This window comes from Paenibacillus xylaniclasticus (assembly GCF_004001065.1).
In the GTDB taxonomy this organism is placed as follows: Bacteria; Bacillota; Bacilli; order Paenibacillales; family Paenibacillaceae; genus Paenibacillus_T; species Paenibacillus_T xylaniclasticus.
In genome coordinates, this window is record NZ_BIML01000001.1 from 283,540 (window position 1) to 300,446 (window position 16,907).

Sequence of the window (16,907 nt, forward strand, 5' to 3'; positions counted from 1 at the left end):
ATAAACAAGTACATATCTATAGTTTAGACACAAGTTCATTTTACACTGATGAAGAAATGAAGATACATAAACGTTTGACCAAAGCATATTTATTTAAAAGCAAACTCAGGAGATTGAAGGAAGATAATCACACTTCTCTTTCGTACATACTTAAAATCAATAATCATATTACAAATGTTAATCGTAAAATAAAAAAATATAAAAATATGTTTTATATGTTATTTCGCAATTTTGAAGGTATCAGAAAACTAAGACCAGATGAATTATCCGCAAAAAATATAATTTCAGTCTTTGATTCGGTTCTAACAAGAACGCTCGGCATTCAGCCGAATAGTATATCCACAGATATCATTATAGTCCAGACATATTTCTTCGACGTATTAGAAGATATTATTATTGATGGCTTCACACTGCATGAAGAAAAATATGTTTGTTTTACGGCGAGCGCAGGTCAGATTCGTACAAAGAAAACAGTATTTATTAAAGAATCAATCTATGATCGTTATAAGTACTCTTTAATGTGTGGATTAACAATTGAGAAAATAAATAACTTAGGCGGAGTAAACGTTAATAAATATCTTGCTTATCTTGCACTTTGCAACTCTGCTACTGATGAATGGAAGGATTTCGATATCACAAAAACCATTGTAGTAGACGACATGGAAACAATCGTCCAGACACTTGTAGATCATGTGGATGAAAAGACATACAGTGTAACTAGAAAAGTTATGGATGTTCCAATAAATCATACAGATGGATGCGGAATGATCTTGCCTAGAATAAGTAGAAAAAGTATGATGATTAGACTTCCTTGGGTAAAAGGCTTACTTGTCCCATTTCCTTTTGACAAATTTATTCGTGAAGCGAATAGAGGGTCATCTCAAAAATATGGGTTAGTAAAAGATATATATGGTAAAGAGTGGGATATTCTGAAAGACGGTATTCAGATTATCTTCACAAGGAGTCAGTTCAAAATGTCGAAGTATTATTCATCATGGAGCGAATATCAAGATCTTTTCATCAAACACAAATGTCAAGCTGGAAAATGTAACGAAGAAGAAGATATAATTGATGATGCTAAAATAAATTATCAAATGTTGCAAACTTTAAATAATATGACTGATGAGGAATTATTATCTTTATCTTTAACAACTCAAGAAACAATTAAGAAAATTGGTTCAGACCGAGAAACAATGCTTAAGGTACTCGGCGTAAGGAAAGCAAATGAAAATAAAAACTTTTATCAGCAAGCGCTAGAAATTTACCCAGAACTTCTATCTGATACATATTCAAAAGAAATCTTAAAACAAGTAAAGAAGAGTATTGTAAAGCACAGCAAAGAAGGAAAACTTTTCATCAATGGTAAATACACGTTTATCTGTCCTGATCTGTACGCTTTCTGCGAATATCTTATAAAGGGCGATAAGAATCCAAGAGGGTTATTAAGAGACGGGGAAGTTTATTGTAATCTGTACTCAGATGGTATCGAACTTGACTGTCTTCGTAGCCCACATTTATACAGAGAACATGCAATTAGAATAAATGTTATAAATAAGGAGAGAAGACGATGGTTTATCACCAAAGGTTTATATACAAGTTGTCATGATGCGATCAGCAAGATATTGCAGTTCGATGTAGATGGCGACAAGAGCCTTGTGTGCGCCGACGAGGTATTAGTAAAGTCCGCGAAGTCTCATATGGAAGGGATTGTCCCACTCTATTACAGCATGGCTGCTGCTAAAGCCAATATAATCGACAATCGTGCAATATATAATGGACTGAAGGCTGCTTACACAGGTGGAAATATTGGCGAGATTAGTAATGACATTACAAAGATATGGAATAGCAATAACATTGATTTAGAAGTTATCAAGTGGCTATGCGCGGAAAACAATTTTGTTATCGATTACGCAAAAACGTTATACAGGCCAACGAGACCAGAAGAAAAGAAGAAAACAATTACATCCTACACAAAACAAAAGACACCTCATTTCTTTATCTATGCAAAGGATAAAAAGCTGAAAGACGTTGAACCAATTAATAATAGCGTAGTCAATCGACTAGGAAATATTATCCCTAACCCAAGATTGAACTTTACAGCTAAGAATTTAGGCAAATTCAATCCTATTGTACTTATGCATAATCTTGATACAGAACTACAACAAGATATTATTGAAAAGTATACTGAACTAGATCTTAAAAAGAGATTTATGTCAATGGAACCAAAGAATGAAGATGAAACTTCTAGTGATTCTCTGTATATTTACACAGATATTCGGAACAAACTCTTGGAAGTATGCAATGATCCGATTAAAGTGACTGATGTGTTAGTTAAATATTTGTACATACATAAGAAAAGTAGCTATAAGACTACGTTGTGGTCAAGTTTTGGCGATATCATTGTTCAAAACATAAAAAACAACATTGAAAATAAACTTAGTGATGGTTATATCCTTTGTCAAGATTGTGGAGTGCGAGTCAAAGTAGTTAAGCAGCGTCAATCCAGATGTGACATATGTCAACATAAAATAAATATAATAAACGCTAGAAAAAGAAAAAAGAAATTTAAACAGAAAATAATAAATAAAAACTCAGCGTTCCACCCTATCGTGTCAAAACCGCATAGTTAAAGGGATTTTTATAATAACAAAATATTTAATAATGGTATTTAAGGGAGTAATAATCTGATGTACAAAGTGAAGAGAATTTTACTTCCCTAATAATAATCTAAAGGGAGAAATGAAAAATGAATAAAACTGATTTGATCAATAAAGCGGCAGAGATTTCTGAGTTATCCAAGAAGGATACTACTAAAGTACTTGACGCTGTACTTGAAGTGATTAGTGATGCACTTGCATCTGGCGAAGATGTAAGGCTAGTAGGGTTCGGTAATTTTGAAGTTCGCGAACGTGCAGCGCGTAAGGGACGCAACCCGCAGACGAACGAAGAAATTGAGATTCCTGCAAGTAAATCACCTGCATTTAAAGCAAGCAAATCGTTAAAAGAAAAAGTTAAATAAATACATATATTAAAACCCCTCTTTTTCATACATAGATAAAAATGGAGGACGTGTCTCGCGTTCTCCCCCATCCTACCTTGAAAGGTAATGACGCTTACTTATGAAAAAAGTTCTCGTTGATACAAATTGCTTGATAGATGGATTTGAAATTAAAGAAGAATATACATATGTACTACTATCTCATGTCAACAGAGAATTGGATAAGCATAAGATTTATGGCGACGGAGACCTAAAGTATCGTTCTCGTCGTGCTGTTCGCTTTATCGAAGACAATGAAGATAAGTTCGAATTTGATATTAGAGACTACAATGTTCAATTTGGCTCTGGATTTGATAATGAATACACAGACAATAAGATTATTCAAGCATGTCTAGATAATGACTATTCCTTAATGACGAGAGACTTGCTGCTAAAACAAAAGGCTCGAATGTATGGTGTTGAGTTGGTAGAATATAGTGACGGAGATGAAGTATTCAAGGATTATACAGGCGTTCTAGAGGTCGAATTAACAGATTCTCAACAGTCACACTTGTACGAAAATCTCAACATTAATACATATGGTCTAGTTAAAAACCAATACTTAATTGTAAAAAATAAGAACGGAGACTATATCGATAAATTTAGATGGAATGGGAAAGAGCACGCTCATATAAAATGGAAAAAGGTTTCAAGTCGCTATTTAGGCGATTCGAAGCCACGTAACCAGCGTCAAGAACTTCTATTTAATATGTTGCAAGATGATAATATAACAGTAAAAGGTTGCTTCGGTAAATTTGGCAGCGGGAAAGATTATTGTATGATCTCGCATGCTATAAGTTATATTGAGAGTCAAAAATTCGATAAACTTGTATTTTGCCGAAATCAGATACCTTTACGTGACGCTCCAGAGAGTGGCTTCAGGAAAGGTGACAATTTCGATAAGATGGTTGAGTTCGCTATGCCTCTTGCCGATGCAGTTGGGGGAGTTGAGATGCTTCGTCTCATGGTTGAAAAAGGACAAGTCGAATTGCAAGATCTCTCTCGTATTCGTGGGCGCGATATAAAGAATGCAATCATCTATGTCACTGAGTTCCAAAATAATTCTTCTGAACACGCACGTCTGTTATTGGGTCGAGTTGGCGAGAATTCGCAACTCTGGATTAATGGTGATCTCAAGCAAACAGATAGAGAAGTGTTTGCAATAAATAGTGGTATCCGAGCGATGACAAAACTACAAGGGAACGATCTTTACGGTCAAGTTACGCTTGATAAGACAGAAAGAAGTAAAACCGCTTCTTTGTCAGAATTAATTTAATCCATTCAGACAGGATTTTCTCCTGTCTTTTTTGTTGCGTCAAAATATTCTAAGGGAGAAATTTTGCATGGCTGATAATAAGAAAAAAGAACTCAATAAAATCAAAGATGATCTTTACGATCTCTATCCTAATGCAATCAGTATTAGCCTGACAATTGAAGGCGACAAAATTCTGGTGAGTCCAAAAGAGAAGTATGTTGGAGCACCTTCTAACGGGGAGTGATTGAATGACCAACTCCTCCGCTTTGCTTGAACTAGGTATCAAAAAGCGAAACAAAGAGATTGATATTAGTTGGGAAGAACTTGCATTAAAACATAGTAACGGTAAATTTTGTTCAGGTGAAACATACCGCTGCTGGGTAAAAAGACAATTAAAATTTAAGGGCGAACTTACTAAGAAGCAAGATTATCACAAAACCAGTGAATCCCCTAGTTATAAAGAAGAAGTCGAAATTCATCGTGACGGAACACAGAGTTCGAATAAACTTGTTCGCATGTCTATAGAACAAAGTAAGGATGAAAAATTCTTGCTTAAAGCACATGGTTATGATTTGGATTCATGGGAACTGATTAGTGCCAAATCAAACATTTGGAATGCTTATTCTAAGAGCGACGGTATTTCTACTCTTTATTCGAGTAAAATTTCAGTTCGTCCAAAACGGAATGGTTTCAATTATGACCGATTTATTGAATCATTAAGAGAAATTAAACCTTATTCAGTTCAATATCAAGAAAAATCGCCAATAACTGAAGCACATGAAAAGCGATTACTTGAAATCTCACTCTACGACACTCATTTTGGAGTATCTGATTATGAATACTATTTCTCGACTCAGCAAAGAATCGCTACTAAGATTGCATCAAGACAATGGGAAGAAATTCTCTTTGTTGTTGGACAAGATATGTTGCATAATGACAATTTTCGTGGTCAAACTTCTAGCGGTACTCTAATTGAGACGGTCGATATGGAAAAAGCATGGGATGATTGTCGTAAGTTCTATGAACCGCTCATTAAACTTGCATTCGAAAATGCTAATAATGTTAAGATTGTATATTCAAAAGGCAATCATGATGAATCAATGAGTTGGGCATTTGTTCAGCTTTTAAAGGCACTGTTTCCTTTTGCTAAATATGATGATTCATTTACAGAGCGCAAGGCACATGTTTTTGGAAATATTTTTATTGGTATTACACATGGAGATAAAGGACGTAAACAGTTGCACAACCTCTTCCCTGTTGAATTTCCTGAGTTATGGGCAAGAGCCAAGATCCGTGAAGTACATGTCGGACATCTACACGTAGAAGATGGCAGAGATTATTTTGGAATGATGGTTAGAACTCTCGCCACAAGGAATAAGACGGACAAGTGGCATCAAGATAATGGTTATATAGGTGCCCATAAGCGCTTTATGTTGTTTGAGTATAGCGAATCTGAATTAGAGAGCATTCACTATGTCTAAGTTGAAAGATATCAATGTAATTTTGCTTAATGATTCTGAACTCAAATCCAAAGAAGAAATTATCGCTGATTATTTAGATATTCTTATTACGTGTAGAAAAGCAGATGAGTTTTATCAATGTTTGTCCATGTTCTATGATGACGTGGTTATGAAAACAGGCGAACTTATTATCGAAAAACAAATACGCAAAAATGCTCAAATACTAGATGAGTTAAGAGAAAACCAATAACCCCACCCTGTCACAATTAATGGGTATGCACACTTTCAATTTGAAAGTAGGCCGATGCCTCCAACTATAAAACATTGGAGGAATGAAAATATGGATCGCTTGTATGAGAAAAACTATTTAGAATTAGTTGAGAGTCTCCCACAGTTCGAAGAGTATTATTTCTGGAGCCAACTAAAAAAGCGTCGCATCATTCTGAACAGCGAAGTTAATGATTCGCTTGTAGAACGTGTTATTATGCAAATTATAGAATGGAACGAAGAGGATGCTGATAAGCCAATCGAGGAAAGAAAAATCATAGAAATAGTATTGAATAGCCCCGGCGGTGACGTATATTTAGGTCTGGTACTTTGCTCTGTAATTGAAAAGTCCATTACCCCCATCTTGGCTGCTTCAATGGGAGCATCTATTTTAGCATCTGCTGCAAAACATAAGATGCGCTATGCATATGAAACCTCGAATGTACTCATTCATGATGGATCGACAGCCCTCATGGGAACATCTAATAAAGTAAAAGATCATATGCGCTTTCAAGAAGAGAAGGATCGTCAGGTTAAGGATATTATTCTGAGAAATTCAAAGATTACTGAAGAGAAATACGACAATATGATTGACCGTGAATGGTGGATTACTGCTAAAGATGCGCTAGAACTAGGTATGATCGATTATATAATCTAGGGTATAAAAATCCAATTTCATCAGATTGTTTTTATCAAAAAAAATTAGTTAGAAAAGAGTGTGAGCGCGTGACTAAAACAAAAGATGAATATGTTAAAGAAAACTTTAAAAAATGGAAAGAAGTGTACCGATTTCCTGCAGAATATGATTTTTATATTGAAAGCCTACTAGATTTACAGTGGAGCTTCAAAAATATTCCTAACGATCATGTGAAAACGAAAAAAGAATTGTTAGATATGATTATGAGAATACAAAACAATTTTCCGCTCAACGCCATAAGGCGCGAGATTTAGAAGTGAATTTTGAGATTATAAAAATGTTCGAATCCATTAGCCACAATTCTAGAAGTTGTGGCTCTTTGGTTTGCACATTTTTATTGGTGCAAAACTGGCAAGCGAGTTTATTCTGCTTATAAGAAGGATTGTAATGACGAATGGCGATTCTCCCTAACCATTCTCCCTCGCTTGTCTTGTTTAGGGAGCAATACTATACGGGAGAGATATATTAATGTCACAGAAGAAGTTTTCAAAAAAAGTAGTGTCTCTTAGTGGGGACAATGAAACCGTCTTAAAAATATGTAGTTGTTGCAATAAGTCAAAAAATGCTGAAAAGAATTTCTATAAATCGAATAGTAAATTTCATTCAGATGGTCGCGTTGGAATATGTAAAGATTGTGTTCGTGAAAATGTTAATGCGAATGATATTCTGTCTGTCAAAACGATGCTACTCCATTTAAATAGACCTTTCTTAGCGTCATATTGGGATAACGCTGTTTTAGAAGGTGAAAAAAAAGGACAGGAGCCATTCGGACTTTATTTGAAAACACTACAGTTGAATGGTATAACAAAGGATTTAACTTGGCTAGAGAGCGATCATGAAAATAAAGACAATATCCAAGTCTCAACGACATCCCAGGCTATTGATAATCAATTATCATCTTTAGATGACAGTAAAAATAGAGATGATGTAATAAGGCTAATTGGATATGATCCTTTTTTATATGAAAATCCAGATGATAAAAAGTCGCTTTATGACAAACTTGTTGATTTCTTAGACGAGTCAACACTTGAAGACAGTTTTAAACTTCCGGTTGTAATAGAGATAGTTAAAACATTTAATCAGATAGATAAAATGAACTCAGCTTTAGCATTGATGCTTGCTGATACTTCTTCAATGATGACTAATACAGGCAGTATAAAATCATTAATAGAGACTAAAGACAAGATGTATAAATCTGTTCTTGCCTTAGCAAAAGATAATGGTATATCTGTTAATCACAATAATAATAAAAGTAAGGGCGGTAACACGCTCAATGGAATCGTTAAGAAACTTAATGAGATCGGACTTGAAGATGCTACTGTAAACTTATTCGATCTAGAGACGTGTGAAGCAATGAAACAGATTGCCGACATTAGCCACAGAAGTATTCTTGATCAGTTATTGTTTGATGAAAATGATTACGCTGAAATGCTTGCCGAACAGAAAGAAATAATTCGAAAACATGACGAGAAGACAACTAAACTCGAAGAAGAAGTCAGACTTTTAAAAATAAAACTTAAAAGATTCGAGAGTTTAGAGAATGAATAGTCGCACCATTGTCCTACGTCTAAGAGAGGTAATTCAATGGATATTGTAGTGAAAAGTTCACAAGCGCAATTGTCTCAAAGGAAACTTGAGGGATATTTAAAATTGGCACAAATCATACAATGGGGACGTAGATCGCCTGTTAAATTTTGCGAAAGATTCTTTGGGATTGAATTTCTTGATGCTCAAAAATACGCTTTTATGAACACATGGTTAAAACCATATAATCTTTGGTGTATAACTCGGAACGGAGGAAAGGCATTAGCTTTAGATACACCTATTCCTACTCCAACAGGTTATAAACTAATGAAAGATATTGTTGTTGGTGATTCGGTATTTAGTGCAGATGGATCAATAACAAATGTTATCGCTACTTCTGATATTTTTCTAAATCATGATTGCTATGAGGTTGAATTTGAAGACGGAGAAAAAGTTATTGCCGATGCTGATCATCTTTGGTATGTACAAACAAGTCACACTCGAAGACTAATCAAAGAAAATAAAGATATAAGGACTAGAAGTAGTAAAAGTGTTCATATCAATCACAATTATGACAATATAGATAAAGATGGCTTTGTTGTTTTAAGAACAATTGATATGGCAAGTGATTTTGTGCATGCGAGAAAAGATGGTAGAGGATTAGAATTCAAATATCGCGTTCCAATTACTAAACCTATTCAGTTTAGCGAAAAACAATTACCTATTCATCCTTATCTATTAGGTGTGTGGTTAGTCGATGGGGACTCGAACGATATCAGAATAACTTCACATTTAAATGATTATAAAGAGTTATGTAATCATTTAAATGTGATCGGATATTCTACAAAAATATACAATCGAAATAATAATGTAGTTTCTATTGACATTAATATTAACGACAAAAAAGTACAGCCGAACGAGACTAAGGACATTTTTAGAAGTTTAAATCTTCTTGGAAATAAACATATCCCAGAAATTTACCTACAATCGAGTGTAGAACAAAGATTTGAACTTTTGAGAGGGTTAATGGACACCTATGGCTCCTACAACAAGTCGAATAAAAAATGTGAATTTTCGCAAAAGAGTAAAGTATTAATTGATCAATTTTCGAAATTGTTGACAAGTCTTGGTATAAAACACAATATTCAAAATAGAGTTACTACTTGCAACGGTGAAAAATTCAACTTATATCGAGTGGAATTTTATACAGATAAGTTACGATCTTGCTTTAGATTATCTCGAAAGCATAACTTGTTGCCTGATTCTTTAAATAAAAGGTCTAATAATAAATCCATTGTATCAATTAAAGAAATTTCAAGTGTCCCTACAAAATGCATTATGGTAGACAATTCAAAGGGACTCTTTTTATTTGGTGAGAAATATACGGTTACTCATAATTCGACCCTGAGCGCCCCATTTATTATGACTAAAGGCATACTCTTTGCCGGTCATAATACATATATTCTCAGTAATGTCTCTGCTCAATCTCAAGATACGTTCATGAAAATTGAGAAGATTGCAAAAAAAGAAATTAACAGTTTTACTGGCCTTACTGATTTCTTTATGGGTGAACTGGTTAAAAGTGCTGCTAACACTGATGGATTTACTCATGCTCAATCTGGATTCAATTACAAACTGTATAACGGTAGTTCTGTAACTAGTCTTAGTGGCGACATCAATAACAATAGAGGCAAAAGAAGCGCACTCAACATTTACGATGAATCTGGTTGGACAGAAGAAGAGTACGTTGTTGCTACTACTCCATTCCTTCTACAGAATGCTACCTTCCGCATGGGCGGCGACATTGATGTTAGTACCTTCCCTAAACAAGTTCCAAATCAGCGCCTGTTCATTTCTTCCGCTTCCAGTACAGATAGTTACTTTTATACTCTATACCGCGATTATGCGAAGAGAATGATGCTTGGTGATAAGGACTACTTTGTTTGTGATATCAATTGCGAAGTTATGATCAACCCCCTCTTTAATGGTAAAATATATCCGGTTTCATTGATCGAGCGGAACGAAATTGATGCGGAGATGAGAAAGAATAAAGAAAAGGCTTTGCGCGAGTTCTACAACAAATTCTCAATTGATGGTGGTGACAATCAAGTATTTAAAAGAGCTGTTGTGGTAAGGAACTCAGTCACAAGATTGCCAGTTATTAAAAACGATAATACACGAAAGAGACGTTTTGTTTTAGCATATGATCCAGCTCACCATTACGACAATTCGGTATGTTTTGTTGGAGAGATAATAGAAGATCCTCGTGTTGGATTCAGAATGGAGATTTGTAATGGGGTTAGTTTTGTAGATGTAGGTAAGAAGAAAAAAACTCCGATGCGTACTCCTGAGCAGATGGCTGCCATTAAACAAATGTTACTTGATTATAATGGGATTGCCCCAGATTACGAGAATATTGAGTGTCTAATGATAGACTCAGGCTCTGGTGGTCACGGTACAACCTATTCCGATTACTTGATGGAAGATTGGGTTGATGCAGATGGAAATCTGCACAAAGGTCTAATTGACAAGATAGAAAATCAAGAGTATGTATCTCGATTTCCTAATGCAGTTGATAAGTTAAAGTTGATGAGTCCTCAAAAATATAAAAAAGAGATGTACGATGCTCTTCTTGAAATGCTTAATCTTGACCTGATATCCTTTACTGCCGAATATGACAGTAAAGGCTTTTTAATGCTGCCAAGAGAAACAGGTAAGGATTTGGAAGTAGTCAATGACGAAGGGAAAATTGTATCGGAGAAAGAGATAATATATTCTCACGTTAAATTAGATTTTGAAGAAGAATTAGCTCTAAAAAATATTGACCTCGCAAAAGAAGAGTTGGTCAATATTTATAGACACAAAGGTACAAATGATAATTATCGTTACGATTTATCCACGGACAAAGCAGGCAAGATGAATGATGACCGCGCATATTGTTTGGCAATGCTTGGATGGTACTTACAGCAAGTAAGAAGACAAAATATCGTAAATAGAGTTCACGAGGAAATCGACATCTCATCCATTCCATCTCAAGTCTCAACGCTAAATATCCGACTTTAAGCATCTTTCAATAGAAATGAGGTGAGATATCCGTTTGACCAACGAAGTGATGATTAATCAGGTTGACCAAGATACCTTTCTTGCAACAGCTTATGAATATGAGAAAAAGTCATTAGAAACCGCAATGTATGATTATACTAATAAATCTAACTTTCATTCTACCTATTTTAATGAACACAGTGGCAATGTCTTAAATTTTAAAAGTGAAGATATTGATCGTCTTGCATTAAACGCTCAAACCAATTTGTCTAATATTATGCAGATCAATAATATTGTTCGCTACTTTGTAAATAAAAATGATATATTGGGCAAAGTTTATGAAGCAATTGAAACGAATGTGAATTCTGAGTATTCTCTTGCTTATCCTAATTATACAGAAGACGAGAAAACAATCTACGATAAAGTAGATGAACTCATTAAAGATTTCAATGAAAAGATTAACCTAGAACGTCTGATTAGAGAAGCTATTCCAATGACTTATCTTGAGGGGAATTACCCAATTTATCTGCGGAAAGATCCAAATGGTAGTAATTATCAGGTGGATTATTATCCGTTAGGAATCTGTGAAGTCTCTGACTATGATATTAGTGGCGAGCCATATCTTCTTATCAATATAAGAGAATTAGAAGCGAGACTTAAGAAAATTTATCAAAAAAATAAGAAAAATAAAGCCTTATTCTATAGCAATATGGAGGAAGAAATTAAGGATACGTATCCGCCTGAAGTGTATACTGCATTCATTAATAAAGAGCACTATGCAAAGTTAAATATTAAAAATTCTGGCTTGATTAGAATTAATAATTTGAAACGGAAATATGGACTCTCTCCTATTTTTAAATCATTAAAATCGGTTGTTCGACTTGAGAACATTGAACTTTCAGATGACAAAAATACACTTGTGCGCGGCAAGAAAATTATTTTTCAAAAGTTAATTAAGGAACTTGTTGTTCCTCCAAAAGATTCGAATTTGCAGAATATAACATGGAGTACCGCTCAAGCTAAAGCTCACATTGACTTAATGGCTGCACTAAATAGTAAAGGAGTATCTGTCTACACCGGATTACCTTGGACAGAAAGCGTGACATTCGTTGAACCGAAACTTGAACAAACCAATGTTCAAATTAAGAATAAGTATCGGGAAGATATTATGACTAGCGTTGGTATTGCATACCTCATTTCTAATAAAGGTGGATTTGGCTCTGCTCAAATTTCGATTACGGAACTTATGAAGATGATTAATAAGATCAGTGAGCAAGTGGAACAAATCTTAATAAAATGGTACAAAGGTATACTAATTGATAATGGGATTGATGCAAGATACTGTCCAAAGATAAAGGTCATTGACTCCGAGAAATTGTCTATGGATTTAGCAATGTCTCTAGCTAAAATGCTGAATAATGAACTTAATGCTTCTCTTGAAACAGTTTACAGGACTCTTGGACTAGATGTTAAATCCGAAGCGCGTAAAAGAGAAATTGAGCAACAGTTAGGATATGATGAAATCTTTAAGCCAAGACAATCAGTATACACATACAATGGGAATAATGACGATTCAGGTGGCAGACCAAGCGATAGTAAGGATTTAGATAAGAAAGATTATGATCGAGAGTACAATAATGACAATGGACGTTAATGTTCTATAATCTTGAAAAAAAAATGAAAGGTGGTGAGAAGACAAGCGTGGAGAAATTTATATTATCAAGTACTCCTATCGAGATTAGCGAATATCCAAACCATAAAGAAGCAACCTTTCTCATTTCTGTATTAGGTGAGTATAACGCTAACGGTGTACTTATAGAAGAAGCAGAAGGCGAAAAATATCACGATACTATAGTTGGTTATCCTATTGTCGCTTACTTAAAATATGATAAGAATGGCAAGCCTGAAGACTTCGGCGGTCATGAATTAAGGACAAAATACAACAAAGAAACTAAGAAAGTTGATTATTACTTTGCCACCTTTCCTATTGGATCGGTAACTAAATCATGGATTGAGGAACGAGAAGTTGAAGGTTACATTGGGACTAAGAAGTGTATTCTTATTAAATCAAAATTATGGAAAAGCAGGTTTCCTGAGTATTTTAAAGTATTCGATAAACTTTGGGAAAACGGTGGAATAGATAGTTCATGGGAAATTAGTTCATCTGAAGTTAAGAAGACAGGGAAAGGTAAAATACTTAAATCATTTGAGTTTATCGGAAATTGTTTACTTGGAACTAAGACACAAGGAGCTGTAAAAGGCGCTGGTGTCTTAGAAGTGGCAAGTAACGATGAAACTAACTATGAATTATCCAATGCGTTTTTAAGTGATATTAAAAATACACAACAAGGCAAAAAAGATATGTTATCTTTATCCTCCTCTACTGGTAATAGCAGTATAGAAGATGATAAAGAAGATACAAACGATGCTGATTTATTCAACGAAAAAGGAGGAAATACGAAATTGGGAAACGAGGATAAACTTACATCTTCGCTAACTGAAAACGATGTGTATCGTAAAGTAAGAAAAGCGATTAACAACTCATCTGTCGAGAAGTATTACTATCTAGCTATGATTTATCCGTATGAGTATCGAGCAATTGCATATGATTGGAATCGTGAAAAAGAATCAGATTTTGTTGAATTCTCTTATACGGTTAATTCAGATGATACTGTAAGTATTACTGGTCAAAAAGATGTTGAAATGATTTTTAAACCAAAGGCTTCCATTGAAGGTGAAGTTGCAGAACTGCAAGCAAAACTCGAAGAAGCAGAAAAACAAATCGCAGAAGCTGGAAAGTTGCTTACGGATGCGACTAAGGAGAAAGAGTCCCTTCAATCTCAAATTACTGAACTGATTCCATTTAAAGAAAAGGTTAATCAATTAGAACAAGCCGAAAAAGAACGTGTTCTTGCAGAAAAGAAAGAGGAATTGAAAGTTTTCGCACTAGAAGATGAACTGATTTCTGCCGAAGAATTGGATACAGATGAGAAATTGATCTCAATTTTCAAGGAGTTAACAGTAGATAATTTCGAAGCAGCACAAGAGCAAATTGAGGTTATTAAAGGACGTAAAGCGATTCAGAAGTTTAAAGAAAATAGAGAAATAAATTCTAAGCATAATAAGAATGACACTTATCTAGACACGAGCGAGAAAGATGAATCCGTCAAACCGAGAACTGACCTAAACAATGGTGATAGTGATGCAATTTTATCTAGTGCTGTCGAGATTGTTAAAGGTTATATAGCCAGAAAGTAAAATATTTAGGAGGAATAAAATATAATGATTAAACAAGTGATTGGTACTTCTTCAATTAATGAAATCTATGAAGTTACTGCCGCTATCAAGCGCGGCGCTCTTGTAACTAAGAATCTGAGCACAGGTAAGGCAGTGGCAGCTAGTGATACTGGTGTTGATGTATGGATTGTAGATGCAGATAATCAGCCTACGGGACACCTGTCTGATGTTGAAATTAGCCAGTATGATGAATCACTCGACACTATTTCAGCAGGTAGTCGCGCGGTACTGAAAAAATATCCAGTGGGCGCTCAAATTGCATCAGATCAAGTTGTAACTACTGGATTAACTGCTGGAGATTATGCCGTAGCAGGCACTTCAGGTAATGCTGGTAAGTTTGTTAAAGCGACAACAGGCAAAACGTCTATCTTTAAGTATCTCGGTACATATGATGACGCTGGTCACACACTTTATAATTTTGAAATTGTAAACCCTGTTACTCTGTCTTAATAGCAGTTTATCTATCGAAGGAGGAAACATATTTAATGAGTAAACTATTCAATACAGAGATTGCCTCTGCAATCCAAGAAAAAAATATTATTGAACTTTCTGAGCGCTTCAAGGCTAATGCTATCGATTCTAGTGACAAAGAGATGATCGAGGTTCTTGACGCTTTTGCTAAAGAAGTAGGTACTTCTGGCAAGAGTCAGGAAAATAATTATTTAGTGTCTGAACTCATCAAAAAGACGGTAGAGCCGTTGGTGTTTCAACCAGATAACAGCATTCTGTCAGATATCTTTAACATGGACACTATTGGAGAATTTGATGAAACAAAATATACGGGACTTCCAAAGAATACTATCAAAGTGTATGATTCGGCTCGCGGCGGCAACGTTCCTAAAAGTTATGTAGATCCTGGTGTATTTACTACTGTTAAAACTTCGCTTCAGGCAGAAACTGAATTGAATTATTCCGATCTTCGTCGTAATGGTTGGAAGTCGATTGCCAAGATGACTGAACTGACTCGTGAAGCGTTTGAACAAGAGATGTTTTACCGTTTGTTTGCTGGCGTAGACTCGGCTCTTGATGCGCTAACAGGTGATCAAGACATTGATACCGGTTCTGCTATCACTCAAACTAACGCAGACACTCTTGCACGTTATTTGCGCGATATGTCCGAAGGTAATCCTTTTATGGTGGGTCTGTCGAAATATATCGACGGGCTTGCTAAAATGACTGGTTACGAATCTTATCTTAGCGATGATTTAAAGAATGAACTAAATCGTGTCGGACGCCTAGCTATGTTTGACGGTGTAAAATTGTCTTCAATTCCTACTGCTAAGAAAACAGCTAAGGGCAATACGCTAATTCCTGACAAACGTATCTTTGGTATTGCTGGAGTAATTGGTGATGCTCAAGTGCGCGGAGAAATGCGTATGTATGAAACATATGATCATAACGCTGAGAAAGTACATCTCAAATTTACGGGATATGATTTTGATTATACAATTTACTTTCTAGATAAAATTGCTCGTATCACATTCGCTTAACATATAATAAGCAAAACGCCATGGCGACAATGATTATAATGGGTTGTCGCCATGGTTATCAATATCACAGGGAGAGATATTAAAATGGATCAGCTTAATGGAAAGATTCGTGTGTATAACTATGAACGTTCGCCTGTTGGTTTTCCAAGTAGTCACAATAGCAACGGAGTTTTTTTACGCGGCAGAAATGAAGATGAAGAGTTTGTTGTTGAAAGAGTTGACTTTGATGATATTGAAATAGAAAATTCTAAATCTGACTTATTCAAGGTTGGCCGCATTAGATTTCATCCTGATGAAGAAGATGAGATTTATCAAAAACTAGGGATTGAAGATCGTGAAAACATAATGACTGATAAATCCCTCATTGAATTTTTAATGACCGATACTGTTGAAAATGTAAAACGAATTAGCAACTTAAAATCGGTTACTCTTATTTCTCGTATGAAGTCTATGCTTTTTACTCTTGAGCGTAATGGCAAGATTCCTCCGCACCGGATCTCAGCAGCCGTCATAGAACGCGGTCATGAGTTAATTAGTGGTGGGAAACGAAATCACAATAGTGAAATTAATAAGATCCTTGAGGCAGAGAGGAAATCCGACGAAGATAATAAATTGAAAAATACTTTAGATGAACTTCGTGATGAAATTGCTAACCTCAAAAAAGAAAAAGAGCGAGAAATCGCTGCTCAGATTGCAAAAGACGAATTGATTGCCAAACAGCAACAAGCAATGGAAGAATTACTTAAGAAAGTTGAGGAGTTAACTACGTCTCAATCTACAAAACAGGATTCGAAAAATGAAGTGAAACAAGTCGGCAGACCTCCTAAGAGTCGGTAGG

General features: G+C 35.1%; 15 protein-coding genes. All 15 read left to right on the forward strand.

The genetic code is table 11. The features are described 5' to 3' along the window. The first annotated feature begins 113 nt into the window (after positions 1 to 113). The 15 genes from PXY01_RS01530 to PXY01_RS01595 all read left to right on the forward strand — a co-directional run bounded on the left by PXY01_RS01530 (position 114) and on the right by PXY01_RS01595 (position 16,906). On the forward strand, positions 114 to 2,630 hold the full coding sequence (locus tag PXY01_RS01530) for an RNA dependent RNA polymerase (RefSeq protein ID WP_246027758.1): 2,517 nt from the start codon (positions 114 to 116) through the stop codon (positions 2,628 to 2,630). 116 nt (positions 2,631 to 2,746) lie between these two features. Beyond that, a complete protein-coding gene (gene hbs / locus PXY01_RS01535; protein WP_127566552.1) occupies positions 2,747 to 3,019 on the forward strand; it encodes a non-specific DNA-binding protein Hbs in 273 nt (90 codons plus the stop codon). 100 nt (positions 3,020 to 3,119) lie between these two features. Then, positions 3,120 to 4,313 carry a PhoH family protein gene (locus PXY01_RS01540; RefSeq protein ID WP_127566554.1) on the forward strand — a complete coding sequence of 398 codons (1,194 nt, stop codon included), beginning with the start codon at positions 3,120 to 3,122 and terminating at the stop codon, positions 4,311 to 4,313. Between the two features lie 67 nt (positions 4,314 to 4,380). Next, positions 4,381 to 4,536: a hypothetical protein gene (locus PXY01_RS22220; protein ID WP_164744272.1), complete on the forward strand. Its 156-nt coding sequence runs from the start codon at positions 4,381 to 4,383 to the stop codon at positions 4,534 to 4,536. 4 nt (positions 4,537 to 4,540) lie between these two features. Beyond that, a complete protein-coding gene (locus PXY01_RS01545) occupies positions 4,541 to 5,773 on the forward strand; it encodes a hypothetical protein (RefSeq protein ID WP_127566556.1) in 1,233 nt (410 codons plus the stop codon). Continuing rightward, on the forward strand, positions 5,766 to 6,002 hold the full coding sequence (locus PXY01_RS01550; protein ID WP_127566558.1) for a hypothetical protein: 237 nt from the start codon (positions 5,766 to 5,768) through the stop codon (positions 6,000 to 6,002). Before PXY01_RS01545 ends, PXY01_RS01550 begins: the two co-directional genes overlap by 8 nt. A gap of 90 nt (positions 6,003 to 6,092) precedes the next feature. Next, positions 6,093 to 6,677, forward strand: coding sequence for a ClpP family protease (locus PXY01_RS01555; RefSeq protein ID WP_164744273.1), 585 nt, complete (start codon positions 6,093 to 6,095; stop codon positions 6,675 to 6,677). 68 nt (positions 6,678 to 6,745) lie between these two features. Next, positions 6,746 to 6,970, forward strand: coding sequence for a hypothetical protein (locus tag PXY01_RS01560; protein WP_127566562.1), 225 nt, complete (start codon positions 6,746 to 6,748; stop codon positions 6,968 to 6,970). A gap of 214 nt (positions 6,971 to 7,184) precedes the next feature. Beyond that, positions 7,185 to 8,264 (forward strand): YonG family phage-derived protein, encoded by a 1,080-nt coding sequence (locus tag PXY01_RS22690; protein ID WP_127566564.1) that lies wholly within the window; start codon positions 7,185 to 7,187, stop codon positions 8,262 to 8,264. Positions 8,265 to 8,300: 36 nt separating this feature from the next. Further along, entirely contained in the window at positions 8,301 to 11,303 is a 3,003-nt protein-coding gene (locus tag PXY01_RS22225) for an LAGLIDADG family homing endonuclease (protein WP_164744274.1), read from the forward strand. Positions 11,304 to 11,337: 34 nt separating this feature from the next. Continuing rightward, entirely contained in the window at positions 11,338 to 12,936 is a 1,599-nt protein-coding gene (locus PXY01_RS01575; RefSeq protein WP_127566566.1) for a hypothetical protein, read from the forward strand. A 47-nt stretch (positions 12,937 to 12,983) separates the two neighbouring features. Then, positions 12,984 to 14,540 (forward strand): coiled-coil domain-containing protein, encoded by a 1,557-nt coding sequence (locus PXY01_RS01580; RefSeq protein ID WP_127566568.1) that lies wholly within the window; start codon positions 12,984 to 12,986, stop codon positions 14,538 to 14,540. Between the two features lie 24 nt (positions 14,541 to 14,564). After that, the gene (locus tag PXY01_RS01585; RefSeq protein WP_127566570.1) at positions 14,565 to 15,029 is read left to right on the forward strand and encodes a hypothetical protein; all 465 of its coding nucleotides are present in this window, start codon (positions 14,565 to 14,567) and stop codon (positions 15,027 to 15,029) included. 35 nt (positions 15,030 to 15,064) lie between these two features. Continuing rightward, positions 15,065 to 16,069, forward strand: a complete 1,005-nt coding sequence (locus PXY01_RS01590) for a YonB family capsid-like protein (protein ID WP_127566572.1) — start codon at positions 15,065 to 15,067, stop codon at positions 16,067 to 16,069. An 84-nt stretch (positions 16,070 to 16,153) separates the two neighbouring features. After that, the gene (locus PXY01_RS01595; RefSeq protein WP_127566574.1) at positions 16,154 to 16,906 is read left to right on the forward strand and encodes a hypothetical protein; all 753 of its coding nucleotides are present in this window, start codon (positions 16,154 to 16,156) and stop codon (positions 16,904 to 16,906) included. Position 16,907: the final 1 nt, after the last annotated feature.

What these genes read in the sequence shown, in the direction of transcription:
- hbs (WP_127566552.1), top strand. Translation starts at nt 2,747, where the DNA reads ATGAATAAAACTGATTTGATCAATAAAGCGGCAGAGATTTCTGAGTTA.
- PXY01_RS01540 (WP_127566554.1), top strand. Translation starts at nt 3,120, where the DNA reads ATGAAAAAAGTTCTCGTTGATACAAATTGCTTGATAGATGGATTTGAA.
- PXY01_RS22220 (WP_164744272.1), top strand. Translation starts at nt 4,381, where the DNA reads ATGGCTGATAATAAGAAAAAAGAACTCAATAAAATCAAAGATGATCTT.
- PXY01_RS01545 (WP_127566556.1), top strand. Translation starts at nt 4,541, where the DNA reads ATGACCAACTCCTCCGCTTTGCTTGAACTAGGTATCAAAAAGCGAAAC.
- PXY01_RS01550 (WP_127566558.1), top strand. Translation starts at nt 5,766, where the DNA reads ATGTCTAAGTTGAAAGATATCAATGTAATTTTGCTTAATGATTCTGAA.
- PXY01_RS01555 (WP_164744273.1), top strand. Translation starts at nt 6,093, where the DNA reads ATGGATCGCTTGTATGAGAAAAACTATTTAGAATTAGTTGAGAGTCTC.
- PXY01_RS22690 (WP_127566564.1), top strand. Translation starts at nt 7,185, where the DNA reads ATGTCACAGAAGAAGTTTTCAAAAAAAGTAGTGTCTCTTAGTGGGGAC.
- PXY01_RS22225 (WP_164744274.1), top strand. Translation starts at nt 8,301, where the DNA reads ATGGATATTGTAGTGAAAAGTTCACAAGCGCAATTGTCTCAAAGGAAA.
- PXY01_RS01585 (WP_127566570.1), top strand. Translation starts at nt 14,565, where the DNA reads ATGATTAAACAAGTGATTGGTACTTCTTCAATTAATGAAATCTATGAA.
- PXY01_RS01590 (WP_127566572.1), top strand. Translation starts at nt 15,065, where the DNA reads ATGAGTAAACTATTCAATACAGAGATTGCCTCTGCAATCCAAGAAAAA.
- PXY01_RS01595 (WP_127566574.1), top strand. Translation starts at nt 16,154, where the DNA reads ATGGATCAGCTTAATGGAAAGATTCGTGTGTATAACTATGAACGTTCG.